This is a genomic window from Streptomyces sp. NPDC050560, from assembly GCF_044457285.1.
In the GTDB taxonomy this organism is placed as follows: Bacteria; Actinomycetota; Actinomycetes; order Streptomycetales; family Streptomycetaceae; genus Streptomyces.
The window spans coordinates 388458-403144 of the sequence record NZ_JBITGT010000003.1 but is presented as its reverse complement, the minus strand read 5'-3'; the positions used below and the strand labels follow the sequence as shown (position 1 = coordinate 403144).

The following is a 14687-nucleotide window of genomic DNA, read 5'->3' as shown; positions in this document are numbered from 1 at the left end:
CGCCGGGTTGCCGCCACCGTGCCGCGGCAGGGCCGGTGGCGTGCGAGGATGAGCATTCCCGGCGTCCCGGCACGGCGCCCGGGTTCACGCGAGAGGACGGGGCCGTCGGTGAACGAGAATCAGAACCTCCTGGCGGAGCAGCGCCGCGCCCTGATCCTCGACGAGGTACGACGGCGCGGCGGGGTCAGGGTCAACGAGCTGACGAGGAAGCTCGGCGTCTCCGACATGACGGTCCGCAGGGACCTGGACGCGCTGGCCCGGCAGGGCGCGGTGGAGAAGGTGCACGGCGGCGCGGTCCCTGTGGTGGAGGCGAGCACCCACGAGCCCGGTTTCGAGGCGAAGTCGGAGCTTGAGCCGACGGCCAAGGAGGACATCGCGCTGGCCGCGGCGCGCCTGGTGGCGCCCGGGACGGCGATCGCGCTGTCCGGGGGCACCACGACGTTCGCGCTCGCCCACCGGCTGCTCGACGTGCCGGATCTGACGGTGGTCACCAACTCGGTGCGGGTGGCCGACGTGTTCCACAGCGCGCAGCGCGGCACCGCGCGGCGCCAGGGCGCGGCGACGGTGGTGCTGACGGGCGGGGTGCGCACCCCGTCGGACTCGCTGGTGGGCCCGGTGGCCGACCGGGCGCTCGCGGCGCTCCACTTCGACGTGCTGTTCATCGGGGTCCACGGGATATCGGTGGAGGCGGGCCTGTCCACGCCGAACCTCGCGGAGGCGGAGACCAACAGGCGGCTCGTGGAGTCGGCGCGCCGGGTGGTGGTGGTCGCGGACCACACCAAGTGGGGCACCGTGGGCCTGAGTTCGTTCGCGGCCCTGTCCCAGGTGGACACCCTGGTGACGGACGCGGGGCTGCCGCCCGAGGCGCGCGCCGAGGTCGGGGAGCAGTTGCGGCACCTGGTGATCGCGGGCCGGGACGAGATCCCGGGGACCCCGGGGGTCGACGCGGACGACGAGGGCGCCGGTGCGGACGAGGACGCCCCGGCGGCCGCCGAGGGCTGACCCGGGCCGCGGCCAGGGGAGTTCAGGGCGCGGCAGGGGCCTCGCGGCCGCCCGGCCTGGGGCCGTCGCGCCAGATCCCGGTGGCGAGCAGGGCGTCGAGGGCGTCGGTGTAGGGGGCGATGTCGATGCCCTGCGCGGCGAGCCAGGAGTCCGAGTAGTACTTGTCGAGGTAGCGGTCGCCCGGGTCGCACAGCAGCGTCACCACGCTCCCGGTGCGCCCGCCCGCCACCATCTCGGCGGCGATCTTCAGCGCGCTCCACAGCCCGGTGCCGGTGGAGCCGCCCGCGCGGTGCCCGGTGAGCCGCTCCAGTACGCGGATGGTGGCGATGCTGGCCGCGTCGGGCACCTTCATCATCCGGTCGATGGCGCCGGGCAGGAAGCTGGGCTCCATACGGGGCCTGCCGATGCCCTCGATACGGGAGCCGCAGTCGGTGCCGACGTCGGCGTCGCCGCTCGTCCAGCCGTCGAAGAAGCAGGAGTTCTCCGGGTCGGCGACGCAGATACGGGTGTCGTACTGGAGGTAGTGCACATAGCGGGCCAGGGTGGCGGAGGTGCCGCCGGTGCCCGCGGTGGCGACGATCCACGCCGGGTGCGGGTGGCGTTCGAGTTCGAGCTGGCGGTAGATGGACTCGGCGATGTTGTTGTTGCCGCGCCAGTCCGTGGCGCGCTCCGCGTAGGTGAACTGGTCCATATAGTGGCCACCGGTGCGGGCCGCGAGCGCGGCCGACTCCTCGTACATCGAGCGCGGGTCGTCGACGAAGTGGCAGCGCCCGCCGTGGAACTCGATCAGGCGGCACTTCTCCGCGCTGGTGGTGCGCGGCATCACCGCGACGAAGGGGACGCCGATGAGCTGCGCGAAGTACGCCTCCGAGACGGCGGTGGAGCCGCTCGACGCCTCGATGACGGGGCGGCCGGGGCGGACCCAGCCGTTGCAGAGCCCGTAGAGGAACAGGGAGCGCGCCAGGCGGTGTTTGAGGCTGCCGGTGGGGTGCGTCGACTCGTCCTTCAGGTAGAGGTCGATGCCCCAGTGCTCGGGGAGCGGGAAGCGCAGCAGATGGGTGTCGGCCGAGCGGTTGGCGTCCGCGCGCACCTTGCGCACGGCGTCCTTCAGCCAGTCGCGGTAGGCGCTGTCGCTGCGGTCGACGTCGAGCGTGCCGGCCGGGTCGGGCGCCGGCCCCCTGGGTGTGCTGCTCACCACGCGGCTCCTTGGTCGCACGGCGCCCCTCGCGGCGCTCGCGCAGTACGGAGCATAGCCGTTCTGCCCCGTTCCACCTGCATAAACAACCCTTTGACCAGTGCAAAGGAAAGCTGTTCGAGGGGGGTCGCGAAGGAGGTGTACGGGGCGCGCGCGGATGCGTCGCGGGGCTCTTGGGTACCCGGACTGGTGAGGTCGGGGAGGGTGCGGGCACACTGCATACATGCGAAGTCGCGGGCGGAGCGGTCCCCGGAGCCGCCGCCGCGCTTCGAGGCGGGAAGCGTCCCGGGCGCCGCGGCGCCGGGGACCGGTGGAGCACGAGGGGCGGCGTTCGGACATGGCGGAACCGGAGTACACGGCGACCCGGGTGGGGATCGGCAGGCGGCTGCGCTCGCTGACCCGTGCGGGACAGGTGCGGATCAGCGAGGGGCGGCTGCGGCTGCTCACCAGTTACGGCAGCGAGATCGACAGCGCGCCGGTGCAGGCGGTGCGGGCGGGCCGGCCCTGGTTCACGGGCGGCGACCAGGCGTCGGCCGAGGTCAACGGCACCCGTTATCTGCTGAAGCTGGACGGCGAGGGCGACGACAAGGCGTCGGGCCCGGCGGCGAGGCGCTTCATAGAGGCGGTCCGCAAGGCGCGCGGCAGATAGCGGCGGACCGGCACCGGTTTCTTCCCTCACCCCCGCGCCGCGCGGCGCGACGGCCGCGCCCGGCCGTGGCCGTGCGACACCGCACGCGGCAGCGCCGCGCCCGGCCGCGCCGGGCAGTGCGGCATGACGGCCGCATCCGGTCACGGCGCCGGGCGCCGCCGCACGCTGTCCCCTCCCGTACCGGCCCCGTCCAGGGACCGTGCGGCGCCGCGATCGGCCTCCCCACGCTCCGAGTTGCAGGGCGATGAGTCCTGCGTCACTCTGGTCACATCACTCAGGGTTTACCAGCGCTCACGCTGCGGGCCGGCCCGCCGTTCCCAGAGCAGGCGGTCGCGGAACGCAGCCGGACTGCTGCATGCGTTCTCGTTCTTCCGGAACTCACCTTCGGGGAGCCGCAGCCGTGACCAGCCCGTCAAGCAGGCACTGCACGGTAGAGCTTCAGGCCCTGCCGGCGCGGATCACACAGGTCCGCAGGATCGTCTCGGCGCAGTTGCGCTACTGGCACCAGGACCCGTTGATAGACCCGGTGGCGCTCGGGGTGACCGAGCTGCTCACCAACGTGCACAGGCACGCGCAACGGGACAAGAGGTGCACCGTCGAGATCGAGCTGCTGCTCGACCGGCTCACGGTGGCGGTGCACGACCACGACCCCCGCCTCCCCGAACTGCGCGAGGCAGGCACCTTCGAGACCTGCGGGCGCGGGCTCGCGCTGATCGCCGCCATGTGCGAGAGCTGGGGCGCGAGGGCGCGGGGCGACGCGGGCAAGGTGGTCTGGTTCACGCTCGGCGTCACGGGCGCCGGGCGGCTCACCGCCCGGGCCTCGGCGCAGGGGGCGCTCGCCGAGGTCGTGGCGTAGCCCCGCCCGCCCTCTTCGGAAGGCGGGCGGGGCTTCGGGGCGCGCCGGGCTACTCCACCGCGAGGGACGCGAGGACCGGGTGCCGGGCCGCGCGCCGTGCGGGCCGCAGCGCGGCTGGCAGCCCGACGAGCAGCACCGCGAGCAGCCTGACCGGCGGGAGCGCGAAGGCGAAACCGCTGTCCGACGCCCCGTCGGGGACCCTGACCAGCGCCCAGCCGAGGAAGGTGCCGCGCGCGAGGCCGCCCGCGGTGCCGAAGGCCGCGATCAGCACGGACTCCCTGCGCACCATGGCCCGGGTCTGGGACACGTCGGCGGCGCCCTTGTTGACGACGACCTCGCCGTGGTGCGCGGGGGCACGGCCCTCGGCGATCCTGTAGGGGTTCAGCTCGGGGTCGGTGAGCCAGTTGCCCGCGGGGGTGGGCGGGCCCTGGCCGCCGACGGGCTTGCCGTCGGCGCCGAGGACGACGTCGGGGCGCCCGGCGAGGGCGCGGGCGACGGCAACCCTCCCCCAGTGCCCAAGGGCCTGGGAGGTACCCCCAACTGCTGGCCGCCGGACAGCTCGGGCGGCCGGTGGCGGAGCCGGTCGCCGAGGCCGACGACGTCGACGAGGGCGTCGATCCCCTCCCGGTGGAGCGGGAGCGTGATGTTCTCGGCGACGGTCAGCGTGGGCACGAGGTCGAACGCCTGGAAGACGAAGCCGACACGGTCCCGGCGCAGCAGGGTGAGGCGGCGCTCGTCGAGCGCGCCGAGTTCGGTGTCGCCGATGTACGCGGCGCCCGAGGTGAGCGTGCCGAGCCCGGCGGCGCGGTGCATCAGGGTGGACTTGCCGGAGCCCGAGGCGAGGGGCCCATGATGGCGGTGGAGCGTCCGGCGTCGAAGTCGGCGTCGACGCCGTCGAGGGCGTGTGCCGCGGTGTCCCCGGTGCCGTACACCTGCACGGCGCCGAGGACACGGGCGGCGGGGTTTGTGGCGGTCAGGCCGCTCCTCCCCTGGTCCCGCCGAAGTGCTCGTCGAGGACCGACATACGGCGCCAGTACTCCTCCTCGTCGATCTCGCCGGAGGCGAAGCGGCGGCCGAGGACGGCGCGCGGCGAGTGCTCGTCGCCGAGCTGCGGGCGCCAGGGGCCCCTGCGGCCGCGCCACACGGTGCGCCGCAGCACGGTGACGACGCCGAGGACGGCCGCGGCCCACAGCAGCGGGAAGAGCAGTATCCACGGGCCGGGCCCGTCGGGTCCGAAGGCCAGGTCGAGCATGTGGTCCATCTCCCTCGAAGGCGTCTGGTGTGTATACCTCCGAGCCTGCTCGCCCGGGCCGCCCGCGTCGTCGTACGGCCAGCGGCAGTGGGGATACCCCGCCGGGAGTATCCGGCGGGCCCGCGGCTGCTTCCGGCGGCGGGGCGGGCGGTGGCCCGTACGTCCGCGTCCCGTGGTGCTGTCCCTGGCAGGGACAGGCTCGGACGCCCGCTGCGCGCGATACTCGAAGGCATGGCAACCGACCGCGCCGCCCGCTCCGAGCCCCCGACCGCCGCGGCCCCCGACCGGGCCGCCGCAGTCACGGACGCCGCGCCCCCGGACACCGCGGCCCCGGGCTCCGCGGCGCCCGACCCGGTGGCCGGCTCCCGGCGGGGCCTCGACCCGCGCGGCGCGGAGCTGAGTGAGTTCCTGCGCACCCGCAGGGCCCGCCTCAAGCCGTCCGACGTGGGGCTGACCGACCACAGCAGGCGGCGCCGTGTGCCGGGGCTGCGGCGCGAGGAGCTGGCACAGCTCGCCGGGGTGTCCGCGGCGTACTACACGCGGTTCGAGCAGGGCAACGCCCGCAATGTCTCGCGCGAGGTGCTGGACGCCGTCTCCCGGGCGCTCGGGCTCTCCGAGGCCGAGCACGCCCATCTGCTGCGGCTGGCCGCGCCGAGACCGCGCGGCGGGCGGCAGGCCCCGCCGCGGCAGCGGGTCAGGGTCTCGGTGCGGGAGATGCTGACCGCGATGGAGGGCGTCCCCGCGTATGTGTGGGGCCGCCGCACCGACGTGCTGGCGTGGAACGAGACCGCCTCCGCGCTCTTCGGGGACTGGGCGGCCCGCGCCCCCGAGGCCCGGAACTGGGCCAGGATCGCCTTCCTCGACCCCGCCTCCCGCACCCTGTTCGCCGACTGGGAGTCCAAGGCGTACGACGTCGTGGGGCAGTTGCGCTTCGGCGCGGGGCTGCACGCCGACGACCCGCTGCTCGCCTCGCTGATCGGCGAACTCTCCGTGAAGAGCGAGGACTTCCGCAGGCTGTGGGCCGCCCACGACGTCAAGAGGAAGACGTACGGGACCATGCGGTTCGTGCACCCTCTGGTGGGGGAGCTGACACTGCGCTACGAGACTCTGGCGCTCCCCGGCGACCGGGACCAGTCGCTGACCGCTTACCACGCCGAGCCGGGATCGCCCTCCCAGGAGGCGTTGCGCCTGCTGGCCAGTTGGGGCGCCGACGCCGCCCGGGAGCGGCCCGACGGCCCCGGGCACTGAACACCCCCGCCGCCGCACGCCCCGCCGCGGCCGGGCGTGCGGCGCGTGGTCAGGACGGGTTGGCCTCGGCGCCCTCGGTGCTCAGCAGCAGCACCGTGGCGCCGGGGCCCACGTCGAGGTCGGCGCGGCGTGTCGGGGCGTGCGGCCCGGTGAGCGCGGCGCGCGCGCCCGCAAGGGACGCGGCGCCGCAGGGCCCGGCCGACACGCCGAGCGCGGCCAGGTCACGGGCGGCGCGCGCGGACTCCGCGTCGGCGACGGCGACGGCCGTGTCGAGCCCCGCGAGCAGATGGGGCCAGGCGGTGCGCGAGGGCGTGCCCGCGCACAGGCCCGTCATCGTGGTCGCGCCGCAGGGCACCGAGACCGGGTGGCCCGCGGCGAGGCTGGCGCCGACGCAGGCGGCCCCCACCGGCTCGACGGCGAGCAGCGCGGCCCGGGTGCCCGGGTGGCCCCGGTGGTGCACGACGGCGGCCTGGGCCAGCGAGCCCACGCCCGTGGGAACGGCCACGAGGCCCGGCGGACCGGCCCCGGCGGCGGCGAGTTGGGCCGCGGTCTCCGCGAACAGGGTGGCGTACCCCTCGACGACCCAGCCGGGGATCTCCTCGTAGCCGGGCCAGCCGACGTCCTGCACCAGCACCGTGCCGGGCGTGCCGCGTGCCGCGGCGGCGCGCCGTACCGCGTCGTCGTAGTCGCCGTCGACACGCGTCACCCTGGCGCCCTCGGCGGCGATGGCGGCGCGGGCGTCCGGGTGTACGCCGCGCGGCACCAGGATGTGGGCGCGCTGCCCGGCGAGCCGGGCGAACCGGGCGACGGCGCGCCCGTGGTTGCCGTCGGTCGCGGTCACCAGGGTCAGCGGGGCCCCGCCCCGGTGCGCCTCGACGATGCGGTGGACGGCCCAGGACGCGCCGAGCGCCTTGAAGGCGGGCAGCCCGAGCCGGTGCGACTCGTCCTTGACGAAGACCCGCCCGACGCCCAGCTCGGCGGCGAGCGGCGGGAGTTCGGTGAGCGGGGTGGGCGCATAGCCGGGCAGCGCGGCGTGGAAGGCGGCCACCCCGTCGGGCGCGGGGGCGCAGGTCCACATCCGGGCGATGGGGCGGGCGTACCAGGGCCCGGCGGCCGGGGCGGTTCCGGAGGCGGTGGGCACGGGACAGATCTGCCCAGGCGCCGGGGCCGGAAAGCATGGGGCGCGAGAAGGGGCTGCGCGCGCCCGGCGATGTGGCGGCGGCTTGTGTGGCCGCCGACATACCGGCGCGCCCGGGCACCATGCCCGCCCGGAGCCGAACCGCCGGCCCCCGGCCGCCCCCTGCCAACCGCCGGAGGCCACCGCCCGCCCCCTGCCAACCGCCGGAGGCCACCGCCCGCCCACGACCGGCCACCGCCCTTCAGGCAAGCGCCTTCAGGGGGTCGTCCAGCACCGGCTGCCAGGCGAGTTCCGCGGCGCCGACGAGGCTGGGGTGGTCGAGGGCGCAGGGCAGCAGGGGGACGCGGCCGCCGCGGCCCCAGAGGGTGTGGTCGGCGACGGCGGCGCCCAGCCTGTCGGGGTCGGCGCGCAGCAGGTCGGCGTGGAAGCCGCCGAGCACGATGCGGTCAGGGTTGAGGATGTTCACCAGGCCCGCGAGCCCGAGCCCGAGCCTGTCGATCATGGCGGCGGTGGCCTCGCGCACCACGGGCGCTGCGGGCGTGCGTCTGATCAGCGCCTCGGCGTGCCGCAGCGGTGAGTCGCCGGGCGCGAGGGGGTGCCCGGTGTCGGCGCAGAAGGCGACCGGGTCGGCCTCGACGTCGAGACAGCCCCTGCCGCCGCAGTGGCAGGGCCGCCCCTCGGGGTTCACGGTCAGATGGCCGACCTCAAGCGCCAGGCCGGAACTGCCGGTGTGCAGCCGCCCGTCGAGCACCAGCGCCCCGCCCACGCCCCGGTGCCCGGTGGCCACGCAGAGCAGGTCGCGGGCGCCGCGCCCGGCGCCGTGCCGGTGCTCGGCGAGCGCGGCGAGGTTGATGTCGTTGGCGGCGAACGCCTCGCCGGTGAGGCCCGCCTCGCGCACCCGCCGGGCGAAGATGTCCCGCACCGGGGACCCCATCGGCCAGGCGAGGTGCAGCGGGCTGAGCGCCACCCCGTCGGGCTCGGCGACCGCGGAGGGCACGGCGAGCCCCGCGCCGACACAGCGCCGCCCGGTCTCGCGCAGCAGCCGCGCCCCCGCCGCCACCGCGGCGCCGAGCACCTCGGAGGGGTCGGCGGTCACCGGGTCGCAGCCCACGGTGGTGGCGACGACCCGGCCGCCGAGGGCCACGAGCGCCGAGCGGTAGCCCTCGGTGTGCACCTGCACGGCGAGCGCCACCGGGCCCTCCCCCGCGACGTGCAGCCGGTGCGAGGGGCGCCCCTGGGAGCCCTCGGCGCTCGGCCGTGCGTCGACGCTGATCAGCCCGAGCGCGGCCAGTTCGGCGGCCACGGCGCCCGCGGTGGCCCGGGTGACGCCGAGTTCCGCGGTGAGCACGGCGCGGGTGGGGGCGCGTCCGGTGTGGACGAGTTCCAGGGCGGGGCCCAGGGCGTTGCGCCCCCGTTCGAGCCGGGTGCGCGGGGGTCCTCCGCCCGCCGCCTGGGATGTCGGGTGGCCGCTCATGCCCGCGAGTCTGTCATGATCGCCCGGCGTGGGGCCCCGTCGTGCGCGCCCGGGCGGCGCGGTGACCGAAAGCCGACGCCGTCACCCGGTGAGCCCGCTCACCCGCAGGGTCACGCTGAGCCGCCCGTCGAGGCCGAGCGCCACGGGGGCGCTGACCGCGGCCACCGAGGGCACCCCGTGGTAGGCGAGCCTGGAGGGCCCGCCGAAGACGAAGCCGTCGCCGCTGCGCAGCCGCACATCGGTGTAAGGGCGCCCGCGCGAGGCGGTGTTGCCGAAGCGGAAGACACAGGTGTCGCCGAGGCTGAACGAGACCACGGGGTCCTCGCTCCGCTCGTCGCTGTCGCGGTGCATGCCCATGTGGGCGTCGCCGCGGTAGAAGTTGATCAGCGCGATGTCGTACGGGGCGGTGCTCGGGGCGCCGTAAGCCGCGGCCACCGCGGCGCGCGCGAGGTCGCCGAGCGCGGGCGGGAACTCCTTGACCGGGGCGCCGTCGCCGTCCGTGACGGTGCGCGCGTAGCCGTACGGGTACCAGTGCCGGCCCAGGCAGACCTGGCGGGCGCTCATCACGCCGCCGCCCGGGGTGCGCACGGTGCGAAGACCCGCCGGGGGGCGGGCCCAGGCGCGGCAGTCGGCGAGGAGGCCGCGCTGCTCCTCGAAGGAGAGCAGGCCCGGCAGGTGGACGGCGCCCGGGGCGATCTCCGCCGGGGCCAGGGGGAACAGCTCGTCGGTCATCGGGGCATCATGGCAGGCCCTCTCCGGGGCTCCGGTGCCCCCGGTCACATCCCTTGCCGGGAGTGGTCCCCGCCTCTAGCCTCAGTTTGTGCCGACCGTAAACAAACTCGTTCCGCCGAAGGACCCCGCCGACAGGACCGCCCTGGTGCTGCGCAGGCTCCGGGTCGCGGTCACCGTCTTCTTCGCCCTCGACGGCTTCGTCTTCGCGGGGTGGGTGGTCCGTATCCCCGCGGTGAAGTCGCAGACCCACGCCTCGCCGAGCGCGCTGGGGCTCGCGCTGCTCGGGGTGTCGGCGGGGGCCGTGGTGACGATGATGTTCACGGGACGGCTCTGCCGGCGCTTCGGCAACCATGGGATGACCGTGGTCTGCGGGGTGCTGACGCCGCTCTCGGTGGCGCTGCCGCCGCTGACGCACTCGGTGTGGGTGCTCGGGCTCGCGCTGCTGGTGTTCGGCGCCGCGTACGGGGGTCTCAACGTGGCGATGAACAGCGCGGCGGTGGATCTGATAGCGGCGCTGCGGCGGCCGGTCATGCCGAGTTTCCACGCCGCGTTCAGCCTCGGCGGGATGGTCGGCTCCGGGCTCGGGGGCCTGGTGGCGGGGCATCTGTCGCCGACCAGGCACCTGGTCGGGATAGCGGTGATCGGTGTGCTCGTCACCGCCGCGGCGGGCCGCACCCTGCTGCGGTACGAGGCGCCCGCGCGCCCCGAGGCGGTACCCGGGCCGAGGAAGGCGGCAGCGGCGGGCGCGCGGCCGCGCTCCGGTTCTGTGCGCGGCCTGGTGTTCGTGTTCGGTGTGATCGCGCTGTGCAGTTCGTACGGCGAGGGTGCCCTCGCGGACTGGAGCGCCCTGCACCTGGAGGACGACCTGCACGCGCACCCGGGGGTGGCGGCCGTCGGCTACTCCTGCTTCGCGTTCGCCATGACGCTCGGGCGGCTCAGCGGCACGACGCTGCTCGAACGGCTCGGGCGCACCGCGATCCTGGTGGGGGGCGGCCTCACCGCCGCGTGCGGGATGCTGCTCGGCTCGCTTGCGCCTTCGGTGTGGGTGGCGCTGCTCGGGTTCGCGGTCACCGGTGTCGGGCTGTCCAACATCTTCCCGGTGGCGGTCGACAGGGCGGGCGCGCTGACGGGTCCTGGCGGTGTCGCCGCTGCGTCGACGCTCGGTTACGGCGGGATGCTGCTGGGGCCGCCCGCCATCGGCTTCATGACCGACTGGTGGTCGCTGCCCTCGGCGCTGACGAGCGTGGCGCTGCTCGCGGCGGTGGCGGCGGCGATCGGCTTCGTGACCCGGCGGGCGACGTCGGCCGCCTGAGCGTGCCACAGGCGCGCCGCCGAGTGCGGTGTCAGCCGAGCCAGCCGGGCCGTACAAGACCCGACTCGTAGGCGAGGACGACGAGTTGGGCGCGGTCGCGGGCGCCGAGCTTCACCATGGTGCGGCTGACGTGGGTCTTGGCGGTGAGGGGGCTGACGACGAGCCGCCGTGCGATCTCCTCGTTGGACATGCCGATGCCGACGAGGGCCATCACCTCGCGCTCCCGCTCGGTGAGCCCGCCGAGGGAGTCGGCGGCCGCGGGGGCCTTGGAGCGTGCGGCGAACTCGGCGATGAGCCTGCGGGTCACGCCGGGTGAGAGCAGTGCGTCGCCGTCGACGACGGCCCGTACGGCGCGCAGCAGTTCCTCGGGTTCTGTGTCCTTGACGAGGAATCCGGAGGCTCCCGACCTGATGGCCTCGAAGACGTACTCGTCGAGTTCGAAGGTGGTGAGCATGACCACCCGGACGCCGTCGAGCGCCTGGTCGGCGGTGATACGGCGGGTGGCGGCGAGGCCGTCGAGGACCGGCATGCGGATGTCCATCAGCACGACGTCGGGGCCCAGTTCGCCGACGAGCCGCAGGGCCTCCTCGCCGTCGGCCGCCTCCCCCGCGACCTCGATGTCGGGCTGGGCGTCGAGCAGTGCCTTGAACCCCGCTCTGACGAGCGACTGGTCGTCGGCGAGCAGGACCCGGATCACGGCGCCTCCTTGAGTGGCAGTACGGCCAGGACCCGGAAGCCGCCGTCGTCGCGGGGGCCCGCCTCGATCGTGCCACCGAGGGCGGCGGCGCGCTCGCGCATTCCGGCGAGTCCGTTGCCGCTGCCCCCGGCCTCCGCGCCGGTCGCGGGCCCGTCGTCGTCGACGCGCAGCCGCAGCGCGCCCGGTGTGCGGCGCACCTCGACGCGCGCCTCGCGCGACCCGGAGTGCCGTACGACGTTGGTCAGCGCCTCCTGCACGATACGGAAGGCGGCGAGGTCGAGCCCGGGCGGCAGCGCGGCGGGGCGGGTTCCCCGCGGTCGGGCCGTGGTGTCGGCGGTGTCGGTGTCGGTGTCGGTGGTGACCGTGACGGTGAGTCCCGCCCCGGCGGCCTGCTCGACGAGTTCGGGGAGCCGGTCGAGCCCGGGCGCGGGGGCGCGTGGCGCCTCGCCCGGGGTGCGCAGGGTGTCGAGGACGGTGCGCACCTCGCCCAGGGCCTCCTTGCTCGCCGCCTTGATGGTGGTGAGCGCGGCGCGGGCCTGCTGCGGGTCGGAGTCGAGCAGCGCGAGCCCCACCCCGGCCTGGACGTTGATCACGGAGATGCTGTGGGCCAGGACGTCGTGGAGTTCGCGGGCGATCCGCAGTCGCTCCTCGTCGGCCCTGCGCCGGGCCGCCTGGGCGCGTTCCGCCCGTTCCCCGGCCCACTGCTCGCGGCGCACCCTGATCAGCTCGCTGACCGCGAGGACCGCGAGGACCCAGGCCGCGACGGCGACTTCGGGTGCCCAGGGGCTCGGCCCGTCGCCGCCCGGCGGCAGATACCGGTAGAGCCAGTGCCCGACGAGCAGGTGCCCGCCCCAGAGCATGCCGAGCGCGCCCCAGGCGGCCCTGCGGTGCCCGCTGGTCACGGCGGCGTAGCAGCCGACGGCCACGGACAGGAAGACGGGCCCGTACGGGTAGCCGCCGCCGAGGTAGACGAGGGTGAGGGCGCAGGTGGCGTAGACGGTGGCCACGGGGTGGTGGCGGCGGGCCAGCAGCACGAGGCCGCCGCAGCCCAGCAGCACGCGCGCGAGGACGTCGAGGTCGGCCCTGTCGGCCTGCCCGCGTGCGGCGAAGCCGGTGCCGACGAGGACGAACGCGGTCACGAGCAGCGTGGAGGCCCAGGGCAGCCGGCCGAAGGGCGCGTCGTCGTCGGCCGTGTGGGCCATCCAGGGCGGCGGTCCAGGCCGCCAACGCCGGGGACCGGCGCCGCGCTCCGCGTGGCCCTCGCCGCCGGGCGGGGTGCGCTGCTGTGCCATGCCGCACACGCTAAACGCCGGGGGCCGCCCGCGGCGTCCGACGGGCGTGGTGGGCGCGCGTACTCCCCGGGAAGTACGGGTCCCGGGGCGCAGGTGACTCCGCGGGGCTGCCTCGCGAGCCTGCGCCTCAGCGGGCGGTGCGGTCCGCCCGCTCCCCCGCCGGGCGCCCAGCGGCGGGGAGTCCCACGGAGTCGGCGAGGCGGTCGACGGCGTGGCCGAAGAAGGCGTCGCGGCCGAGGACGACGCCCTCGAACTGGCCGAAGAGCTCAAAGCTGATCAGCCCGAACAGTTCCGCCCACGCCATCGTGAAGGCCACCGCGGTCTCGGGCGGCAGACCCGGTGCGAACGTCTCCACCATGCGCTCGCCCTCGGGCTTCAGCGGCGGCGGCAGCGGCGGGGCGCCCGGCGCGCCTCGCTCGTGGGCGTCCCGCAGGACCGAGAGGAGCAGTTCGCCGACCCGGGCCGCGGAGTCCACGGTGACCTGGGGCGCGCGGTAGCCAGGCACCGGCGAGCCGTAGATCAGCGCGTACTCGTGCGGCTTCGCGAGGGCCCAGGCACGGACGGCCGTGCACACGGTGTGCCACCGCTCCCGTGGGTCCTCGTCGGCGACCTCGGCGTGCGCGCTCTCGGCGGCGGCCCCGAGCGCGTCGTAGGCGTCGATGATGAGGGCGGTGAGCAGGTCGTCCCGGCTCGCGAAGTAGCGGTAGAGCGCCGACGAGACCATGCCCAGCTCACGGGCGACGGAGCGCAGCGAGAGCCGCGCCGCGCCCTCCTGCTCAAGCTGCCTGCGCGCCTCATCCTTGATGGCCGCCGTGACCTCGAGCCGGGCACGGGCACGGGCTCCACTCGTCGCACTCATGGTCGAAGTGTGCCACGGAAAGGGAGCGCTGCACACATATCGGAGCGATGCACTTGGATTGGTGCGATGATCCGTTTTCGGATCGGTGCACACGAAGACGGGCACCGGACGGGCTCCGTCGCGCGCCCACGGACGCGTGGGGTTCTCCTGAGAAGGGAGGCGACACGGCCCGAAGGGGGCGCCCGGGCGACGAGCGCCCTCCCAGAACACGCCTCGCGCGCCCCCATGTCCACCCCGCCCCGTCGCCCACCACCCTCACGCCCTCCCTGCCGGGGATCGACGGTCACCACATAAGACCAGTTCAGAGCGTCCGAGAGCGAGAATCAGAGAGCGGCGAACAAAAAAGAGAGCGATGCTCTTGCTTTAGCGGCACGCAATCGTGCACACTGATCTCAGACGAGAGCAGCGCTCTCCAAAGCGCCGCTCGAACCCCGGGGTCCGACGAGGGCCCACCGATCAGCCACGGAGGCAGTCATGAACGAGCAGCACACCACCGGGACCGGCACCCAGCAGCACGGGACCGACGCCCGGCACTACATGAAGCCCAAGGGCTTCGACCGTGTGATGAACCCCTTCGTCGGCTGGCTCGCCCGGCACGGAGTGAGCCTCGCCGGCACCGCCGAGCTGTCGGTGCTCGGCCGCAAGAGCGGCGAGTGGCGCGCCGTGCCGGTCAACCCCCTTCCCTACGAGGGCGGCCCCTACCTGATCTCGGCCCGCGGCCACTCGGAGTGGGTGCGCAACATGCGGGCGGCGGGCGGCGGGCGGCTCCGCGTCGGCCGCAAGGTGCGGCAGTTCACCGCGGTCGAGCTGCCCGACGCGGAGAAGCCCGTCATCATGCGCACGTACCTGAAGAAGTGGGGCTGGGAGGTCGGCCGCTTCTTCGGCGACATCACCGCCGACTCCACCGACGAGGAGCTGCTGGCCGCCGCCCCCAAGCACCCCGTCTTCCGTATCACCGTCGAAGACTGACCCGGGGCGCAC

15 protein-coding genes and 1 pseudogene are annotated in these 14687 nt (G+C 75.1%); 6 read left to right on the top strand and 10 right to left on the bottom strand.

What is annotated here, in order from left to right; genetic code table 11:
- Positions 1–108: 108 nt before the first annotated feature.
- On the top strand, positions 109–1002 hold the full coding sequence (locus ACIBIW_RS09240) for a DeoR/GlpR family DNA-binding transcription regulator (RefSeq protein WP_399333667.1): 894 nt from the start codon (positions 109–111) through the stop codon (positions 1000–1002).
- A 22-nt stretch (positions 1003–1024) separates the two neighbouring features.
- Here the strand turns inward: ACIBIW_RS09240 and ACIBIW_RS09235 are convergent, their stop codons facing one another.
- On the bottom strand, positions 1025–2197 hold the full coding sequence (locus tag ACIBIW_RS09235; RefSeq protein ID WP_399333665.1) for a PLP-dependent cysteine synthase family protein: 1173 nt from the start codon (positions 2195–2197) through the stop codon (positions 1025–1027).
- 337 nt (positions 2198–2534) lie between these two features.
- On the opposite strand from ACIBIW_RS09235, the gene ACIBIW_RS09230 reads away from it, so the two are divergent.
- Positions 2535–2846, top strand: a complete 312-nt coding sequence (locus ACIBIW_RS09230) for a hypothetical protein (RefSeq protein WP_399333663.1) — start codon at positions 2535–2537, stop codon at positions 2844–2846.
- A 400-nt stretch (positions 2847–3246) separates the two neighbouring features.
- A complete protein-coding gene (locus ACIBIW_RS09225; RefSeq protein WP_399333661.1) occupies positions 3247–3702 on the top strand; it encodes an ATP-binding protein in 456 nt (151 codons plus the stop codon).
- A 49-nt stretch (positions 3703–3751) separates the two neighbouring features.
- On the opposite strand, the gene ACIBIW_RS09220 is transcribed toward ACIBIW_RS09225, so the two are convergent.
- The 3 genes and pseudogenes from ACIBIW_RS09220 to ACIBIW_RS09210 form a co-directional block, all read right to left on the bottom strand.
- Positions 3752–4009 (bottom strand): hypothetical protein, encoded by a 258-nt coding sequence (locus ACIBIW_RS09220; RefSeq protein WP_399334031.1) that lies wholly within the window; start codon positions 4007–4009, stop codon positions 3752–3754.
- A 153-nt stretch (positions 4010–4162) separates the two neighbouring features.
- A pseudogene (locus tag ACIBIW_RS09215) lies at positions 4163–4679 on the bottom strand (ATP-binding cassette domain-containing protein); the annotation flags it as partial.
- A complete protein-coding gene (locus tag ACIBIW_RS09210; RefSeq protein WP_399333659.1) occupies positions 4676–4954 on the bottom strand; it encodes an SHOCT domain-containing protein in 279 nt (92 codons plus the stop codon). The pseudogene ACIBIW_RS09215 and the gene ACIBIW_RS09210, both read right to left, overlap by 4 nt.
- Before the next feature lie 231 nt (positions 4955–5185).
- On the opposite strand from ACIBIW_RS09210, the gene ACIBIW_RS09205 reads away from it, so the two are divergent.
- Positions 5186–6202, top strand: a complete 1017-nt coding sequence (locus ACIBIW_RS09205) for a helix-turn-helix transcriptional regulator (RefSeq protein WP_399333657.1) — start codon at positions 5186–5188, stop codon at positions 6200–6202.
- Positions 6203–6251: 49 nt separating this feature from the next.
- Here ACIBIW_RS09205 and ACIBIW_RS09200 read toward each other — a convergent pair whose 3' ends face one another.
- The 3 genes from ACIBIW_RS09200 to ACIBIW_RS09190 all read right to left on the bottom strand — a co-directional run bounded on the left by ACIBIW_RS09200 (position 6252) and on the right by ACIBIW_RS09190 (position 9546).
- Positions 6252–7280 (bottom strand): pyridoxal-phosphate dependent enzyme, encoded by a 1029-nt coding sequence (locus tag ACIBIW_RS09200; protein ID WP_399334017.1) that lies wholly within the window; start codon positions 7278–7280, stop codon positions 6252–6254.
- A 301-nt stretch (positions 7281–7581) separates the two neighbouring features.
- Positions 7582–8814, bottom strand: a complete 1233-nt coding sequence (locus tag ACIBIW_RS09195; protein ID WP_399333655.1) for an ROK family protein — start codon at positions 8812–8814, stop codon at positions 7582–7584.
- 81 nt (positions 8815–8895) lie between these two features.
- Positions 8896–9546 (bottom strand): alpha-ketoglutarate-dependent dioxygenase AlkB, encoded by a 651-nt coding sequence (locus tag ACIBIW_RS09190; RefSeq protein ID WP_399333653.1) that lies wholly within the window; start codon positions 9544–9546, stop codon positions 8896–8898.
- A gap of 88 nt (positions 9547–9634) precedes the next feature.
- Here ACIBIW_RS09190 and ACIBIW_RS09185 point away from each other — a divergent pair, with 88 nt between their 5' ends.
- Positions 9635–10858, top strand: a complete 1224-nt coding sequence (locus ACIBIW_RS09185) for an MFS transporter (RefSeq protein ID WP_399333651.1) — start codon at positions 9635–9637, stop codon at positions 10856–10858.
- Between the two features lie 31 nt (positions 10859–10889).
- Here ACIBIW_RS09185 and ACIBIW_RS09180 read toward each other — a convergent pair whose 3' ends face one another.
- The 3 genes from ACIBIW_RS09180 to ACIBIW_RS09170 form a co-directional block, all read right to left on the bottom strand.
- On the bottom strand, positions 10890–11555 hold the full coding sequence (locus ACIBIW_RS09180; RefSeq protein WP_399333649.1) for a response regulator: 666 nt from the start codon (positions 11553–11555) through the stop codon (positions 10890–10892).
- Positions 11552–12847 (bottom strand): sensor histidine kinase, encoded by a 1296-nt coding sequence (locus ACIBIW_RS09175; protein WP_399333646.1) that lies wholly within the window; start codon positions 12845–12847, stop codon positions 11552–11554. Before ACIBIW_RS09175 ends, ACIBIW_RS09180 begins: the two co-directional genes overlap by 4 nt.
- A 127-nt stretch (positions 12848–12974) precedes the next feature.
- Complete coding sequence (locus ACIBIW_RS09170; RefSeq protein WP_399333644.1) at positions 12975–13706, bottom strand: TetR/AcrR family transcriptional regulator; 732 nt, start codon at positions 13704–13706, stop codon at positions 12975–12977.
- 537 nt (positions 13707–14243) lie between these two features.
- Between ACIBIW_RS09170 and ACIBIW_RS09165 the strand changes: the two genes are divergently transcribed.
- On the top strand, positions 14244–14675 hold the full coding sequence (locus tag ACIBIW_RS09165; RefSeq protein WP_399334015.1) for a nitroreductase family deazaflavin-dependent oxidoreductase: 432 nt from the start codon (positions 14244–14246) through the stop codon (positions 14673–14675).
- Positions 14676–14687: the final 12 nt, after the last annotated feature.